This is a genomic window from Maribellus luteus (assembly GCF_003576475.1).
Taxonomy (GTDB): domain Bacteria; phylum Bacteroidota; class Bacteroidia; order Bacteroidales; family Prolixibacteraceae; genus Draconibacterium; species Draconibacterium luteum.
Window position 1 is genome coordinate 251961 of sequence record NZ_QWGR01000006.1, and the last position, 17702, is coordinate 269662.

Consider the following 17702-nt stretch of genomic DNA (forward strand, 5'->3'; position numbering starts at 1 on the left):
AATCCCCGAAAAATGATTCCGGGGAAATCTCAGTAGCTAATTCAAAATCCGGACTAAAAGGTTCTACCTTTCCGGTTTACTTATATTAATGGTCGCAGTAGTTGGCTGTAAAACTGATGCTTCCGTTCAGGAAGCCTTCTGTTAACTCGTTGGCCGTTAATTTGGGCGCTCCAACAAACACGTTTACATCGTTGTATTTAAAAATCTCGATGGCTTTTTGGCCCATTCCTCCGGCCAGCACATCGGTTACTCCCTGTTGTGCCAGCCATTTGGGAAGTAGCCCCGGCTCGTGAGGGGGAGGAGTTACTATTTCTTCGGAAATAATTTTCTGATCTTCCACGGTCAGTAACGAAAAGTAATGACAGTGTCCGAAATGCCCGTCCAGTACGCTGTTTTCGTCAACGGGTATGGCAACTTTCTTTTTCATTTTATACTTTATTATTCAGTGTTAACGGCTACCGCGGTTCATACCACGACCTCCTAAGTTTTTTCCCTGACGTTTTCCTCGCCCTCTTCCAGTAATTTCTTCCGAGTCGCTGGCCTGAAACCTTCTTCTGAAACCGCGTCGTAATCCATTTTCTGCGGTTGCGACCTCAGTTGTTCCTGCTGTTCTGCATTTTCCTTGTCTTTTTCCGGTTTGGGAACCTTGTCCCAATGGACCGGTACCATCTAATCCTGGCATTGTTTTAATTTTTATTGATTCTGTCTATAATTTCCTGGATACTTAATTCCTTGTCTTCCAGAATCACCATCTGAATTTTAAACTTTTCGAGCATGGTTCTGGCTTTAGGTCCGAAGTCTCCGGAGATAACCTGATGTGCACCCAGCTCAGCAGCCATTTCCGATGTTTTGGTTCCGGCACCGCCGTTTACATTTTTAAAACTGTTTTCAATGAAATTGGTAGTCTTGGTTTCAGGATCGTACACGCAAAACCATCCGGCACGGCCAAATCTGGGATCAAAAACGGATTGTAGGTTATTCCCGGTAGATGTAATAATTGTTTTCATTGTTCTTTTTGTGCTTTGTTATTTCTAAAAGTCTGAAACAAAGATAGTGTAAAAAATAATAAATAACATATGTGCATAATAAAATTTAAAAATAAGCCTGTTTTATCAGGATGGAAGGACTTGGGATTTCCCGTAGAATGCTTCGTTTTGAGGATTTTTGAGTCGATACAAAAAAAGAAGGTTGATGAAACAAATCACCAACCTTCTGCTTGTCAAAAAATCAAATGCAATTACTGAATTCCCGCTTTTTTCAAAAAATACTCAAGCGGGCAGAACTTTGTTAACGACGACTGAAACAGGTTCAGCCCAACAAATGCGGCCAGGCCCAGCCAGTAGATGTGAACAAAAATGGCCAGAAGCAGGCTTGTCAGAACAAAAGTTCCGGCTACTCCGCGTATAATTCTCTCCCTCATAATTTTATTCTTTTTAAACATATTTTTCTACGTTCATAATGTAAGCGTTTATCGGGCTGATGGCCTCGAACGAATCGTTAAATTCCTTTACCATCCGAAGCAACTCGTTGGCCCTGTCTTCTTCCAGAAATGTGAAAGATATGATGTAGCGGTAAGGACGTCTTGCGGATCCAAACCAGTTGGCAATTTCCCGTTTTCCTTCCACATCTTTCATAAAGCCTTCCACCTCGGTTTCGCTGTACGAGTTAATGTGAAGCTGCTCTAAAATGTGAGCCAGGTTGTGGTGATGTGCTTCCACACATTGAATCATTACAAATTTCATAGTCCTCTATTCTTTATCGTTATTTACTTCTTCAATCATTATTTCCGCCTCCTGTTTCTGGTATTTTTTCTTTTCAGTCATGTAGTAGATGAGCGGAACAATTACAAGCGTTAGGAAGGTAGACGCGATGCTACCACCCATCAGCGAAATGGCGAGCCCCTGGAAAATAGGGTCGAACAGGATAACCACGGCGCCAATTACCACGGTTCCTGCGGTGAGTAGAATAGGGGTGGTACGCACCGCTCCGGCTTCAATTACGGCTTCTTTGAGCGGAATTCCTTCGGCCAGCCGCAGGTTGATAAAGTCGATGAGTAATATGGCATTTCGGACCATAATGCCCGCGAGCGCAATTAACCCGATCATCGATGTTGCGGTGAAGAAAGCACCCATCATCCAGTGGCCAACCAGGATCCCAACCAGCGATAGCGGAATGGAAATCATCATGACAAACGGCACTTTGAAGTTTTGGAACCAGCCAATAATCAGCATGTAGATAACCAGCAGTACCACCGCGAAGGCTGTTCCCAGGTCGCGGAAAACTTCGTAGGTAATTTGCCATTCGCCGTCCCACTTCAGGCTGTAATTTTCCTGGGTGAAAGGTTGCTGTGTGTACTCTTCGCTAAGCAAATAGCCTTCGGGCACCTGAATATCTTTCAGTTTTTCCGACATGTTGAGGATTGCATAGACAGGGCTTTCAAGGCTTCCGGCCACATCGGCGGTTACGTAAACCACGCGGCGTTGATTTTTCCGGTAGATGCTTTTGTCCTGCACGCCTTGTTCTATTTCCACCACATCGCCCAGCGAAACCATTTGCCCGCTTTGGCTCATGATGTTGATGTTTTTCAACTCGTTCAATCCCGAACGGTCTTTTTCGCCCAAACGCAGGTTAATACCGGTTTGCTCGTATTCCTGTTCCTGGTACAGCTGGGTTACTTCCTGTCCGCCCAGTGCCATTGCCAGGCTTTGTGTAACTTGTTGTGTGGTCAGACCATGCAAAGCAGCTTTTTCTTTCAGTACATCAAATTTGTATTCTATTTGGTCGTCTTCAGGATACCAGTCAATGTCTACTACATCTTCTGTTTCAGCAAACAAAGCTTTCAGCTGGCGGGCAACTTCTGTCTGTGTATGCAGATCGGGACCGTATATTTCGGCTACCAGTGTCGACAATACCGGAGGTCCGGGAGGAACTTCCACCACTTTTACATTGGCATTGTATTTTTTTCCGATTTCCTGCAAGCCCGGGCGCATGGCCTTGGCAATGTCGTGGCTTTGCAGACTGCGGTCTCCTTTATCAATAAGGTTTACCTGGATGTCGGCAACGTTGGATCCCTGGCGCAGGTCGTAATGACGTACAAGGCCGTTAAAGTTCATCGGCGAAGCGGTTCCCACGTAAGTCTGGTAATTCTGCACATTGTTTTGCTGAGCAATGTAGGCAGCCAGTTCTTTTGTTACAACGGCGGTGCGCTCCAGTGTCGTTCCTTCGGGCATGTCGACGATTACCTGGAATTCGTTTTTATTATCAAACGGAAGCATTTTAACGGCCACCATTTTGAAGTACACCAGTGTCATCGATCCGAACAACAGCACGGTAACACCGATTATAAATCCCCAGCGCTTAAAAGGAGACTCCAGCATCGGATTGATGGTTTTCTTGTACAGTTTATAGATAACTGAATCTTCCATGCGGAATTCCTTTTCCGTCTTTTTGTTATCGTGTTTCAGCAGGCGGTAAGCCAGGTAAGGAGTGATGGTCAGCGCTACCAACAACGAGAAGATCATCGCAATGGAAGCGCCAATTGGCATCGGGCTCATGTAAGGGCCCATTAATCCGCTCACAAAAACCATGGGCAGCACCGCAGCAATTACGGTGAATGTGGCCAGGATGGTTGGGTTACCAACTTCGTCGATTGAGCGCAGCGCTGCCTGAATAAAGGGCAACTTTTTCATTTTAAAGTGCCGGTGCATATTTTCGGCAATAATAATGGAGTCGTCCACAACAATTCCGGTCACAAATACCAGCGCGAATAAAGTAATCCTGTTCAGCGTATAATCCAGAAAATAGTAACTGAACATGGTTAAGGCGAAGGTGATAGGTACCGAAAGGAACACCACCAGACCACCGCGCCAGCCCATGGCCAGCATTACCACTATGGTTACCGAGATGATAGCACCAAATAAGTGCATCAGCAGTTCGGATACCTTGTGCGAGGCAGTTTCTCCATAATTACGGGTTACGCTTACCTGTACATCTTCTGGTATGAGGTCTTTTTTCAGAACGTCCAGCTTTTGCAAAATTTCGTCAGAAACGCGCATTGCATCGGCGCCACGGCGTTTGGCAACCGAGATAGTTACGGCCGGATATTCGCCCGGAAAATCAGCTTTTTGCTGGTCCATTTGGGCATAGCCAAACTCTACATACTGAACGGGCTCCTGTGGTCCGTCAATAATTTCGGCCACTTGTTTCAGGTAAACCGGGTGATTGTTAACAACGCCCACAACAAGATTTTCAACATCTTCCGACGATTTCAGAAAATCACCCGCTTCCACCAGGTATTCTGTATCGTTTTTGCTGAAGGAACCAGCCTGGAACTGACTGTTTGCCAGCTGAATTTGCTGGGCAATCATCAGTGCATCCACATGGGCGGCAGCCATTTTCTCGCTGTCCAGTACCACGCGAATCTCGCGCGAACGGCCTCCAATCACTTTGGTCTCCGAAACATCGGTTACCTGCTCAATTTCGTTGTTCAGTTCCTGGGCTATCCGCTTGAGTTGGTAATCGTCGTAATTCTCACTCCACAAAGTCAGGCCAAGCACCGGCACGTCGTCAATCGAGCGGGTTTTTACGAGCGGTAACGAAGTTCCGGCCGGCATTTGGTCCATGTGCTTCATAATCTCGTTGTACATTTTTACCAGCGAGCGTTCGATGTCTTCGCCCACATAAAACTGTACAATCAACATGGCCTGGCCCGGCATCGAAGTCGAATACACATACTCAACTCCGGGTATATTGGCTACTACTTTTTCGAGCGGTTGCATTACCCGCGACTCAATTTCCGTGGGGCTTGCTCCCGGATAGCGGAAAAAAATGTCGGCTATGGGTACGTCAATCTGAGGTTCTTCCTCCCTCGGTGTAAGGTACGAGCTGTAGATTCCGATGACCAGGAAAGCGACCATCAGAAGCGGTGTCAGCTTCGAATTTATAAATGCTTTGGCTATTCCGCCTGCAAATCCTGTCTTCATTTTACTACTTATTTGTTTTCAACAATTGCTCCGTCGTATAATTTACCCTCACCCGACAGAATGTATTTTTCGCCATCGCTAAGTCCCGAAAGAACTTCAGTGGAATCGTTGTATGTTTTACCGGTTCGGATCCAGCGCAACACCGAGTTGTTGTTGGCGCCAACCGTATAAAGTCCGGTGAGTTGTCCGCGTTTTACCAAACTGCTTTGGGGAACGCGGATCATTTTTTCGGTTCCTTTTGCATGCAGAACAGTTGCGTACATTCCGCTGTACAGATCGATGGTTTTTACAGCATCGGCATCCAGCAAGATCTTTGCTTCAAACTGGCTGCCGGTATTGGCAGATGAAGGGTTGATCTCGGAAATAACTCCTGCCACCTCAGTACCGGGTGATGCGGTAAATTGCACTTTTACCGGATCATTCAATTTTACGTTGGCAATTTCCAGTTCCGGAATGCGAGCGTAAACTTTCCATTGCGAAGGGCTTTCCATGCTCAGCAAAGGCATTCCCGGGTTGGCCATGTCTCCTTCGTTGACAAATTTGCCGGTAATAGTCCCGTTGTAAGGTGCTCTTATGGCAGTATAACGAATGTTTTCGTCCACTTCACGTTCCATTTGCTCCACCGCCGAAAGACGTGCTTTAGCCATTTGATAATGAGTACGCATATCGTCCAGCTCTTTGTCCGAAGCGCTGTTGGCTGCGTGTAAGGCCTCAAAACGTTTCAGGTCTTTTTCGGCACTTTCGTAAGCGGTAGTTGCTTCCACCTTATTGGCTTCTACTTGTGCTTTTTTTGCCAGAATATCCTGGTTGCGGATCTGGATGAGCAGGTCGCCTTTGCTTACCTTTTGGCCTGGTTTTGCGTAAATAGCTGTAATCTGTCCCATCATTCGGGTGCTCAGGTTACTTTGCTTGTCAGCTTCCAGTTTTCCTGAAAAGCTGTTTTCCATCGGAAATTCTTCCAGTTTAGCTGTCGCTACTTTCACCTGAATTTTCTCCGGATTGCTGGTTGTTGCGGTGTTTTCCTTTTTGCCACACGCGGCAACAAATAATCCCATCGCGGCAAGGGCGATGAAAAGGTTTTTATTAATTGATTTTACTTGCATTTTATAAGGCTTTTATTGATTAATATCTTTTTCCATGAGCAGTTCCATTTCGAAAATGGCCTGCCTGTAGTTATAAATAGATTGTATGTATTCCAGTTCTTTTCCGGAGGCCAGTGCTTCCGACATCAGCAGATCGGCTGTTTTTTCGAGCCCCTGCTCAAAACGGTTGGTGCGTATCCGGAGTGATTCCTGCGCCTGTTCTTTGGCCAGTTTACTTGATTGAATACGGCTGTAGTTGAGGTTTACGTTTCTGATGGCATTGTTTACCTGTACCTGGCTTTGTGACAGGTAATCCTGGTAGCTAAAACGTGCTTCGTCCAGTTGGGATTTGGCTTGCTGCACAGCGCCGGCATTTTTATATCCATTAAATAATTTCCAGCTGAGTGAGGCACCAAGCATGTAATTATTGGCCGAGGTGCCTAACAGTTTATCGTCGTTCCATTCTACCGCACCAAAGGCATTTACTCGCGGAACAAACTTCATTTTGTTGCTGCGAACCATGTTTTCTCCTGCTTCAATTTGTTTTTGAAAGGCCAGCAAGTCGGAGCGGTTTTCCAAATTATAATCGGGTTGAGTGCCCAGCAGTTGTGTAGGCGCTTGAGCCAGTGAATCGGTTGTGGTAATTTGTTCGTTCAGTTCCAGTCCCAGTAAATGAGCCAGAAAATCGTGGGCTGCTTCGCGCTGATTCTGTGCTTCCAGAAGCTGGTTTTTGCGCTCCTCGTAGCGAACCGAAGCTTCCAGCACATCGGCGTGTTTGGCAAATCCCTGCTCTTCGTTGTTTTTTGTTAAACGAAGCGCTTCTTCTGCTACTTTAACCGAACGCCCCAGCACATTCACCGAAGATTCAGCCAGTTCCAACATAAAATAGGCACGCTTTACTTCGTACTCAATATTTTTGCGCACCCGTGTAGCCTGGTAAGTTATGGCTTCAAATTGCTTCCTGGCTGCTTTTCGGGCGTAAATTCCATCGAGGTTAAGCAGTGGCTGCTGAATTTCGATTTTTGTTCCGAAGTTTTCATTGCTTCCCGGGTCGTTTAGGCGGGCCGGGTCAAAATCGGCTTGCTGAACGATCTCCTGTTTTAATTTGAATCCAAACGAAGAGAGAGGATCGTTGGTAGTAACACCGGTATGACTGGCTTCAATTCCGGGTAGAAAAACGGAGTTAGTCATTCGGTACGATGCTTTGGCGGTGTTTATTCGCGCTTCTGCACTTTTAATGTTCAGATTGTTTTCTGCTGCCAGGTTCAACGCTTCCTCCAGACTTAGCTGCCTGGTTTGGGCATTGTTCAATATAGGTATGGCAAGAAAAAAAATCAGTACTTTGGTAAATCGATCTTTAAACATATGCAAATGGTTTTATTTCTAATTTTCGGCACAAATATATGTTATAAAATATAAATATCTACATAAATAGATATATGAATATTTTATGGGATATATCCTGTATCTATGAGGTGTGATTTTTAGTTGTTATTTGGGGGTGAATACCTGATCCGGATACAGAATGCCAGATTCTGCAAACAGGGGTAGGGGGCTGTGTTACTGTGATGCCGTTTGGCTGTTCCGGTACTCAGTGTTTATTACTGAATACTTCATATACTATTCTGAATATTCAAAACTGTTTACGGTCTCAAACTGCCAGATTTCCTGAATTTGTGTTAGTGGCATCTTGTAAGTTTAGAAATTTGAAACAATACAGTCCGGGGAGATAGCTAATTTATTAATGTGCGATTGAGTATCCTTTGTGTCGAAAAACTACCTTTTTTGTTTGCTGGTTGTTAATCAAGCTTTGATAAATCTGTTCATTTTATAACGATGATTGCCTCGCCTGCGATTGATGCAAATGGCAGCATCCGTTGGTATTATTGGTCTTGTTCTTACATCGGTTGCCACTCTTTGTAGTACCCGTGCATTGAACAGATGTACTTAACTTCTGCTGAACTTTTACTTGTACAACCATTCTGTCAAATGACCATTTGCCGGGATCAGATTGGGACTCGAGCTTTTTTTCAATTGCATCATCCAGCTGCGGAAAGAAATCAACTTCGGTAAGTTCTTCCACGCGATCAACTGATACGACATAATCCGATAGCTGCTTTTTCCCTTCTGAATTGGGCAGGATCAGCGCAATCATTTTTTCTTCTCCTGAGTAGTCATAAATAATCTTGTAGTAATAACCGGGAACAGTAACTTTATTTTTCCCAATCGTTCCTTTATTATCCCTAAATATTGCTCCGGTAACTACCCAAATTCCATCTTCCTCCAAACTCCATTTTCGAACCGTTTCTTCTAAATTCTTCCATATTCCCCGGTTGAAGCCCGGCACCTGAGGCGACATATTGGATAAATAGAAAGTTTCGGACATGGCTGTTGACGACTGTTTCATATCGGCAGCCGGACACAAGTGTCCTCGGTCGTAACCGGACCCCTTGTAATCTTCAAGTGATGCTGATTGCGTCGAGACTTTCGGGTCGGGGCGAAAATCATCCGATCTGCCGGTTGCACCTGTCACCATTTCCGGCGTTAAATGATACAGCACCCAGATGGCTTGTTCGTGCTGTTCTGAATAGGCTAATGAATAAGAACTATGATTTACGATTTTGCCGGGAGATTTTGGCGTATAGTTTTGGGCAAAACCAGTCATAAATGACAAAAGCATTGCCAGCGTCAGTTTTATTCTCACTTAATTGGATAATTTATTCAAAATTCGGTCTGCAAATAAAGCCTTTTTCAATGTCGAAACATTCATTTTTTTCGATTTCATTTGCTGCACCGAAATATAAAACGTCAAAATGCTTCGGAAAATATTTTTTCAGGAGAAGTAATTTTTCGAACACATTATTTCAGTCCGAAAAGAAGAGTTGAAATATAGTTTGTACTTTAATTTGTTAAAATGAAAACAGGAGTGAGGTGTTGTATATGAGAGTTTCTGTGGTTTTGACGTGTTGTTCAATAACCAATTTAATTTTGAGATTAAGTTTGCCAGCGGAGTTTCCATAATATCTTTTGCCGGATCCCGGAATATGAATTTCACCATTGCTACACATTTTTGAGGTATGGATTTTCCGGTGCTGTTAATAACTCCCTTTTTCATCACAAACGATTCCTTGTATATTCGCAGCACGTATGATTGTTTGTATTGCAGAGAAACCAAGTGTAGCCAAAGAAATTGCCCAGGTAATTGGGGCAGGTTCGCGGAAAGATGGTTATTTCGAAGGAAATGGTTACCAGGTAACCTGGACCTTTGGCCATTTCTGTACGTTGTGGCCACCCGAGGATTATAACGCCCAATGGAAACGTTGGGATTTGCAGACACTTCCCATGTTGCCCAAACGTTTCGAAACCAAAGTGATGAAGGGTGATAGCGGGGTGACCAAACAATTTAATACCATTAAAAACCTGCTAAGTAAAGCAACTCTGGTAATCAACTGCGGTGATGCCGGGCAAGAGGGGGAGCTTATTCAGCGCTGGGTGATGAAAGAGGCTGGTTACCGAGGCGAAGTGAAACGTTTGTGGATTTCGTCGCTGACCAACGAAGCTATAAAAAATGGTTTTCAAAAATTGCAGCCTGCCACCGAGTTCGATAACCTGTACTATGCCGGTAGCTCACGCGCCATTGGCGATTGGCTACTGGGAATGAATGCCACCCGATTGTACACCCTGAAATACGGTGGTTACAAACAGGTGTTGTCCATCGGGCGGGTACAAACACCAACACTGGCCATGCTGGTAACCCGTCATTACGAAATCGAAAATTTTAAGCCACAGCCTTACTGGGAGTTGCAAACCACTTACCGCGATACGGTTTTCAGCAACACCGAAGGAAAGTTCTTCAAAAAAGAAGACGGAGAAAAATTGTTGAATCAGGTGTTGGGCAAAGATTTGTTTATCACTGATGTGGAAAAGAAAGACGGGAAAGAATATGCGCCCAAGCTTTTCGACCTGACCAGTTTACAGGTGTATTGCAACACACGTTTTGGATTGACTGCCGACGAAACCTTAAAGACTGTTCAGCGGTTGTACGAAATGAAAGCCGTTACCTATCCGCGTGTTGACACCACTTTTTTGCCCAACGATTTATATCCGAAAGTACCCGAAATTTTAAAAGGATTGAAAGCTTACACCCAGTATACCGGGAAGCTGCTGGAGAAAAAAATCAGGAAATCAACCAATGTTTTTAACGATAAAAAAGTTACCGATCACCACGCCATAATTCCTACCGGCGAAGAAAAATTGCTGGGGGGTAACGAGAAAAACGTTTACGATGCCATCACGCGCCGTTTTCTGGCGGTTTTTTACCCCGATTGCACGGTAGCCAAAACACAGGTGAAAGCCGAAGTAGACACGGTGCAGTTTGTGGCTAACGGCAAGCAAATTCTGCAACCGGGCTGGCGTGTTGTTTTTCAGGATGAAAATAGCAAAAGTGGCGATGGCGACACTATTCTTCCTGTATTCGAAGCGGGAGAACACGGTCCGCACGAACCCGCCTTTACCGAGAAAGAAACCAAACCGCCGCGTTATTACACAGAGGCATCTTTGCTGCGTGCCATGGAAACCGCCGGTAAAAATGTGGACGATGAAGAATTGCGCGATCTGATGAAAGCCAATGGAATAGGCCGGCCTTCAACGCGGGCAGCGATTATCGAAACCTTGTTCCGCAGAAAATACATCGAGCGACAGAAAAAGCAGATTCACCCCACAAAAATGGGAATTCAGTTGATTGATACCATTCAGAATGAGCTGCTGAAATCGGCAGAATTAACGGGGCAGTGGGAGAAGCGTTTGCGGGAGATTGAACAGGGTGAATACAGCGCATCGAAGTTTATTAACGAAATGAAGCGTATGGTTTACGATTTGGTGGTGGAAGTGCTCAGTGATCGTACAACGGTAAAGTTGGCGGCTCCCGAACCGGAACCAAAGAAACCAGCCGAAAAGAAAAAAAAGGAGAAGGATGACGCTAGTGATGAAATGAAATGCCCGAAATGTTCGGAAGGCCTGATTTTGAAAGGGAAAAATGCCTATGGATGCAACCGGTGGAAAGATGGTTGTGATTTCAGGTTACCCTTTGTTTTTATGGAGAAAAAGCTGACCGAAAAACAAGTGGCCCGACTGCTGGAAAAGGGCGCTACCACAAAACTGAAAGGCTTTAAATTGGGCGACAAAAAAGTGGATGGAGTACTGCAACTCACCAATGATTTTAATGTGGAGTTGGTGGAGGAAACTCCGGTAAAGACGAAGGCTGTTGATACAACGCCCAAATGTCCGAAATGTGGAGGGATCATTATAAAAGGGAAAACGGCCTACGGTTGCAGCAACTGGAAAGAAGGCTGCGATTTTAAATTCACTTTTGATGCCATTCGCGAAAAAGCTGCAGGAAAAAAGTTGACTAAAGAGTTGGTATTGGAAATTTTAACTTCCTGAGGAAATCTTGGGTTTAATGGGGCATAACTAATTGAACATCGCTTGCATTTTCGTTCCCCTAAAAGCAAAAAGGCCAGTAAAGGACGATTTTGTGTTTTATTTTATGGCTAATGGTTTAAACCCTGCAATTTCATTGCAGCTACTTCAGTTTCTATAAATTTGATAGATTTACAGTATGGTTGAATATCGAAAGACAAGCCATAGTGTAAGTAAACTATCGGTTCATCTTGTTTGGTTGACGAAGTATCGTTACCATGTTCTGCAAGGAGATATTCAGCAACGAACGCGTGATTTGATAATCCAGATTTGCAATGGGGAGAATGTTCTGATTCTAAAGGGAAGTTGTGAGTAAGGATCATGTTCATGTCCATATTGAATATCCACCTTCGTTGAGTGTGAGTAATCTGGAGAAGAGGTTGAAAGGTTGAACTTCATTTATTCTATAAAATGAATTTCTGAGTCTGAAGAAGAAATATTGGGGGCGTGACTTCTGGGCAGTTGGATATGGTGCTTGGAGTACTGGGCAAATAACCGATGAGATGGTTCAAGAATATCTGGAACATCATCGAGAGAAGCCAAATACCGAGAAGGGGAACTGGATATTTGAGTAAAATAGAAAAATCTCATTTTTCTTTTCAACCTATGGATTTCGAATCCATAGTTGTTTATTTTTCGAGGCTATTCACCCAACACATCGGCGAAAACCCCAAGTCGTTTTTAAAAACCACGAGGAAATAGAATTTGTGATAAAGCTGAAGTATTTTGTATTGAGTGTACGTAATGAAAGGATGCTTGTTCGAATATATGTTGTATTATTATTCTGGATGAAATTGGGATAAATTGGTAAAACAATAAAATTGATTCATGACTAAATTATGTAAATAATGCGTCTAAGTTATTTGATGGAAAGTAATTATATATTTTCTATAATATTGGTTATTATCTCCGATTCAATATATTTGTACGACTAATTCTAGCTATTCTTGGGAAAAAGCAATTCCAATACTGAACTTGTAAAGCTTCTGAAGAAAGGAGATATGGCGGCATTTGATGCCATTTATAATAAGTATTGCCATAAATTGCATGCATTTGTATTAAGATATCTCAAACAACAAGAAGATGCTGAAGAGATTGTTCAGGAAGTTTTTATTAAAATTTGGAACTCCAGAAGTAAAATCGATATCTATGCATCTTTTGAGTCATTCCTTTTTACCATTACTTATAATGCCACGATGAGTTTACTCCGAAAAAGAGTAAGCGAAATCAAATCAAAAGAGTATTTAAAATCGCTTCAGCAAGTCAACGATTCAGTTCCCGTAATAGATGAGTTACAATTCAACGAGTTGAATAATAAATTATCCTACTTGTTAGATCAATTAAGTCCGCGGCAAAAAGAAATATATCTTTTAAGCCGGGAAAATGGTTTGACCCACAAAGAGATTGCTGAGAACCTGAACATTACCGAAAGTACTGTAAATAATCACTTGGTCGCAGTTTTAAAATACTTAAAGTGCCATATTGACAATAGTTTAGCAGCCAATATTTTATTTTTCTATCTTTTTCTATAAAAAAAAGCAAATTCACATAGTTATCATCATTGGGCTATGCGTATTACTATCAAATCGCTGAGATTTTACTCATGTGTTTCATAGGTTTAGTTTTGTAGCTTAGAGTATCTCCCCGGTTATTTCAGGGGAGGTACATTATTTGAAAATGTATATGAATAAGGAGACACTCATAAAATATTTAAATAACGGATGTTCAGACAGTGAATTCGATGAGTTTGTAAGTTGGGTGAAAAAGGAAGCCGGTAGTGAAACGAGCCAAAGTTGGAGTCGTAATTTATGGAAGACTTTTGAACCTTCTATAATAAACGAGAGCGAGGCTACATACAATGTATTACTTGATAAAATCCATCATAGAATAAATCTTCAAAATAATCAGACCAGCAAAGGCAAAATTATTACTTTTTCGACCGTTGTAAAATGGTTCAATCGGGTAGCTGCGGTTCTTTTTATTCCATTGGTTATTCTTACATTTTATTGGTACACAACAAGCAATTTGCAAGCCGGAAAGCTTGCAAATTTAACGGTAGATTCATTGGAAGTTATTGCTCCTGTTGGTTCCAGAACAGTTGTCGAGTTATCGGACGGTACTCAAGTAACTTTAAATTATGGAAGCAAATTGAAATACCCATGGTATTTTACCGGAAATAAAAGAGAAGTTACATTGGTTGGTGAAGGTTACTTTGATGTCGCTCACAATCCGGATAAACCATTCATTGTAAAAACCGGAAAAGTGAATGTAAAGGCACTTGGAACAGAATTTAATGTACGTGCTTACCCTGAATATGATATTGTGGCAACTACCCTGGTAGAAGGAAAGGTAGTGGTGGAGAAGGTAAATGCTGATAATCAAATCCAAAATCTGGGCACAATGGTTCCTGGGCAACATGTCGAATACAATTTTGCCACCGGTGAAATGACTTCGATAAATGATCTTACTTATAAATACATTGCATGGAAAGATGGTAAACTGATATTTGATAATACTCCTATCGTTCAGGTGGCTGAAGAGCTGGGGAAAATGTATAATGTAGATATTGATATTGCTGACAATATAAAGGACTTAACTTATACCGTAACATTTGGAGATGATCCTTTATTTCTTATTCTTGATTTGATGACTGAAATAACCCCGATTACTTATAAGGTATTTCCACGAAAAAAACTTGAAGATGGCACATATTCGAAGCAAAGAATAAAAATTGAGAAAACTGATAAAGTATAAACTGATGAACAATAACTATTTGCCTATGAGTTAAAAAGAACAGGGAAATGCGCCAACACTTCCCTGAAAAGTTCAAAAATCATCCCGGTAGAATTGTACCGGGTAATTTATAATCTAAACAATACAAAAGTATGAAAAAAAATGAACGTATTCCTTGGGAATGGAAAATTCCCGGGGTGCAAGAAGTATTAAGAGCTATGAAACTTACTATCTTCTTATTATTGACTTCTGTAATTAGCGTGTTTGCGAATAAAACGTATTCGCAAACGAAAGTATTAAACCTTAAACTGGAAAGCAAAACAGTAAAGGAGGTGCTGCAACGGATTGAGGATCAGAGCGAATTCTATTTTATGTACAGCGAAAAGCTGGTTGATGTACAGCGCGAAGTTTCGGTTGACTTTCAAAACAAAAAAATCAATTGGGTATTAGACGAGTTGTTTGAAGGAACAAGTGTGAATTATAAGATTCAGGACCGTTTTATTTTGCTCACTACTCCAGAAGCTATGGGAAGTGATGCGACGGATGTGATGCAAAGATCTGTTTCCGGAATTGTCAAAGATGAATCTGGGCAAGCTCTGCCTGGAGTGACCGTTCTTGTAAAAGGTTCTGCTCAGGGTACGGTAACCAGTGCTTCGGGAGAATATTCATTTGCGAATCTTCCGGAGGATGCTGTTTTGCAGTTTTCCTTTGTTGGAATGAGGACGCAGGAAATCGAGGTAAAAGGACAATCTACTATCAATGTAACCATGGAGGCCAGCGCCGTTGGAATCGAAGAGGTAGTAGCTATTGGTTATGGTACTTTAAAGAAAAAAGACCTGACCAGTTCGGTCGTGACCATCTCTCCTGAGGATATGAACAAAGGGGTTGTGCGCGATCCGGTCCTGGCACTTCAGGGTAAAGTCCCAGGGTTAAATATTGCCAAGGATGGTAGTCCCTATGGAGGAACATCCATCCTTTTGCGAGGAGCTTCTACATTGCGAGGATCGCAATCGCCCATCTATGTCGTGGATGGAATGACCAATGCCGTAATGCCTCCTATTGATGATATTGCTTCAATCGATATCTTAAAAGATGCATCGGCCACAGCGATCTATGGTTCACGTGCGGCAAACGGTGTAATCCTAATAACAACCAAAAGAGGGAAATCGGGCAAACAGGTTATCTCTTACAATGGTTATGTGGGAGTTGAGACTATTTCAAATAAGATAGATATGCTTTCGGCCGATGAATACCGAGCCTATTTATCAGATAATGGCTTAAGTCTTAACCCAGAGGATGAAATGAATGCCAATACCGATTGGCAGGATGAAATGACCAGAGTAGGTGTTTCACACAAAAACAATATATCAATTAGTGGCGGTAATAACAGAACAACCTACATATCCAGTATTGAGTATTTTAAGCAGGAAGGTATCATTATTGGGACCAGCTACGACCGGCTGAATATGCGCGGGACTATTGAGCAGTATGGATTTAACGATAAGCTGAAATTGCAGTTTCAGGTGGGGGGTGTGATCAGCAACTCAGAAAGACTTCTAAACGAGCACGAAACATTACTCAATATGCTTCAGTTTCAACCGACGTATGCTGTTAAGAATCCCGATGGTTCTTATGCTGAGAGGGTTTCGACCTCACCATACAATCCGGTTGCTTTAGTTAATCAGCACGATTACGATGTTACAGGTAAATCAATGTTTGGAAATGCGCGTGCTGAATTAAATATAATTGAAGGACTTGATTATGTTTTTAATGCTTCATACAATACTGGTCAATCCATGTCAGGGCAGTATTATTCCAAAAACTCACGGGTCGATCAGGGAAGTAATGGCAGAGCAATACGATCTTCTTATGGTAGCGAAAGTAAACTGATGGAAACATTTGCTACCTATAGTAAAGAATTTCAAAACCAAAGTTTGAAATTAATGGCTGGTTATTCATGGCAAGAAGATAAGTCAGGCGACGGTTTTCAATCCTCAAACATAAATTTTGTTTCAGATGATTTGAAGTATAATAACCTGGGAATTGGAAGTGGTTATGACGGTTATGTTGCGGAGTACGGTACTACCACAATGAGGACTTTACGCATGATTTCTGGGTATGCTCGTCTTAATTATGAGTTAATGGACAAATACCTTTTACAGGCAACCATTCGTCGTGACGGTTCATCTGCTTTCGGGAGAAACGAACGTTGGGGGACATTCCCTTCGGCATCTGTTGGCTGGAGAGTAATGGAAGAACCGTTTATTAAGAATATGAATGTTTTTGATAATCTTAAGTTGCGTGCAGGTTATGGAGAAAGCGGCAATTCCATGGGATTTGATCCATTGATAAGTATTCTACGCTACGGATCGGGTGGCAGCTTCTATTATAAAGGGGCGTGGCTTACCGGTATCACGCCTACGCAGAACGAAAGCCCGGATTTGAAATGGGAACGCACAAGTATGCTTAATTTTGCACTTGATTTTGCCCTGTTCGACAGCCGGTTAAGCGGTACGGTTGAGTACTACAATAAAGTTACCAAAGACCTGATTTGGGATTATGAAGTCCCGGCAACTCAGTACTTTGTTAATTCAATAGTAGCGAATGTTGGGGAGATTGAAAACAAAGGATGGGAAGTTGCACTTAGTGCTACTCCTGTTATGACCCGAGATTTTTCGTGGACTACTTCTGCGAATGTAGCGTTCAATGATAATAAAATTGTCTCCCTGTCGAATGATGTATTCCAGGTTGAATATGTCGATATATACGGAGTCGGACAGCATGGCCAATCAGGAAACAGGGCTTTCAGAATACAGGAAGGATATCCGATCGGGCAATTCTGCCTTTGGCAATATGCAGGTGAAAATGAAGACGGAATCTCACAATTTCTGGACAAGGATGGTAATCTGACAATTAATCCTTCGACACAGGATCGAATCGTTACAGATGAAAATGCTCAACCCAAAGCCATATTTGGTTGGCATAATATGTTTACTTACCGGAATTTCTCTCTTGATTTTCTTTTCCGAGGTGTAACAGGAAATCATATACTGAATGTAACAGCGGCTGACTTGAACTATCCTTCGGAAGTTGTTCGCTTCAATGTGTCGAAATTAGCACTTAATGAAAAAGTAAACAATACCAGGGCCAATTATACATCAACCCGTTATCTGGAGAAAGGGGATTATCTGAGGCTGGATAATATAACGCTTTCTTATTCTCCAAAGATATCTTCTGCTTATCTTCAGAAATTAACAATCTATACTACGGTTAATAATGCTTTTGTAATCACAAATTACTCCGGAGTTGATCCCGAAGTTAATATCGGAGGACTTACACCCGGTGTTGACGATTCGAATTTAAATCCTTTGTATCCTAAAACCCGTTCATTTGTTTTTGGGGTAAGTGTTGATTTTTAGTTTTTTAT

13 protein-coding genes and 1 pseudogene are annotated in these 17702 nt (G+C 42.4%); 5 read left to right on the plus strand and 9 right to left on the minus strand.

The features are described from left to right. Positions 1-85 precede the first annotated feature (85 nt). The 9 genes from D1614_RS12895 to D1614_RS12935 all read right to left on the minus strand — a co-directional run bounded on the left by D1614_RS12895 (position 86) and on the right by D1614_RS12935 (position 8768). A complete protein-coding gene (locus D1614_RS12895; protein WP_119438353.1) occupies positions 86-427 on the minus strand; it encodes a NifB/NifX family molybdenum-iron cluster-binding protein in 342 nt (113 codons plus the stop codon). Positions 428-448: 21 nt separating this feature from the next. After that, a complete protein-coding gene (locus tag D1614_RS12900; protein WP_162304494.1) occupies positions 449-682 on the minus strand; it encodes a DUF5320 family protein in 234 nt (77 codons plus the stop codon). Between the two features lie 4 nt (positions 683-686). Beyond that, entirely contained in the window at positions 687-1007 is a 321-nt protein-coding gene (locus D1614_RS12905; RefSeq protein ID WP_119438355.1) for a NifB/NifX family molybdenum-iron cluster-binding protein, read from the minus strand. Between the two features lie 230 nt (positions 1008-1237). Beyond that, entirely contained in the window at positions 1238-1420 is a 183-nt protein-coding gene (locus D1614_RS12910; RefSeq protein WP_175579281.1) for a YgaP family membrane protein, read from the minus strand. 13 nt (positions 1421-1433) lie between these two features. Further along, positions 1434-1742, minus strand: a complete 309-nt coding sequence (locus D1614_RS12915; protein ID WP_119438356.1) for a hypothetical protein — start codon at positions 1740-1742, stop codon at positions 1434-1436. A gap of 6 nt (positions 1743-1748) precedes the next feature. Continuing rightward, positions 1749-4982: an efflux RND transporter permease subunit gene (locus D1614_RS12920; protein ID WP_119438357.1), complete on the minus strand. Its 3234-nt coding sequence runs from the start codon at positions 4980-4982 to the stop codon at positions 1749-1751. Positions 4983-4990: 8 nt separating this feature from the next. Beyond that, positions 4991-6085 carry an efflux RND transporter periplasmic adaptor subunit gene (locus D1614_RS12925; protein ID WP_119438358.1) on the minus strand — a complete coding sequence of 365 codons (1095 nt, stop codon included), beginning with the start codon at positions 6083-6085 and terminating at the stop codon, positions 4991-4993. Between the two features lie 12 nt (positions 6086-6097). Then, positions 6098-7429, minus strand: a complete 1332-nt coding sequence (locus tag D1614_RS12930) for a TolC family protein (protein WP_119438359.1) — start codon at positions 7427-7429, stop codon at positions 6098-6100. Between the two features lie 463 nt (positions 7430-7892). Next, positions 7893-8768 (minus strand): DNA/RNA non-specific endonuclease, encoded by an 876-nt coding sequence (locus D1614_RS12935; RefSeq protein ID WP_119438360.1) that lies wholly within the window; start codon positions 8766-8768, stop codon positions 7893-7895. A gap of 443 nt (positions 8769-9211) precedes the next feature. On the opposite strand from D1614_RS12935, the gene D1614_RS12940 reads away from it, so the two are divergent. From D1614_RS12940 to D1614_RS12960, 5 genes and pseudogenes are all read left to right on the plus strand, one after another. After that, entirely contained in the window at positions 9212-11506 is a 2295-nt protein-coding gene (locus D1614_RS12940; RefSeq protein WP_119438361.1) for a type IA DNA topoisomerase, read from the plus strand. Positions 11507-11681: 175 nt separating this feature from the next. Further along, positions 11682-12117, plus strand: a pseudogene (gene tnpA / locus D1614_RS12945) (IS200/IS605 family transposase). A 372-nt stretch (positions 12118-12489) separates the two neighbouring features. Next, positions 12490-13074: an RNA polymerase sigma factor gene (locus D1614_RS12950; protein WP_119438362.1), complete on the plus strand. Its 585-nt coding sequence runs from the start codon at positions 12490-12492 to the stop codon at positions 13072-13074. Between the two features lie 151 nt (positions 13075-13225). Then, positions 13226-14296 carry a FecR family protein gene (locus D1614_RS12955; RefSeq protein ID WP_162304495.1) on the plus strand — a complete coding sequence of 357 codons (1071 nt, stop codon included), beginning with the start codon at positions 13226-13228 and terminating at the stop codon, positions 14294-14296. Positions 14297-14427: 131 nt separating this feature from the next. Continuing rightward, positions 14428-17694 carry a TonB-dependent receptor gene (locus tag D1614_RS12960; RefSeq protein ID WP_119438364.1) on the plus strand — a complete coding sequence of 1089 codons (3267 nt, stop codon included), beginning with the start codon at positions 14428-14430 and terminating at the stop codon, positions 17692-17694. The last annotated feature ends 8 nt before the right edge of the window (positions 17695-17702 follow it).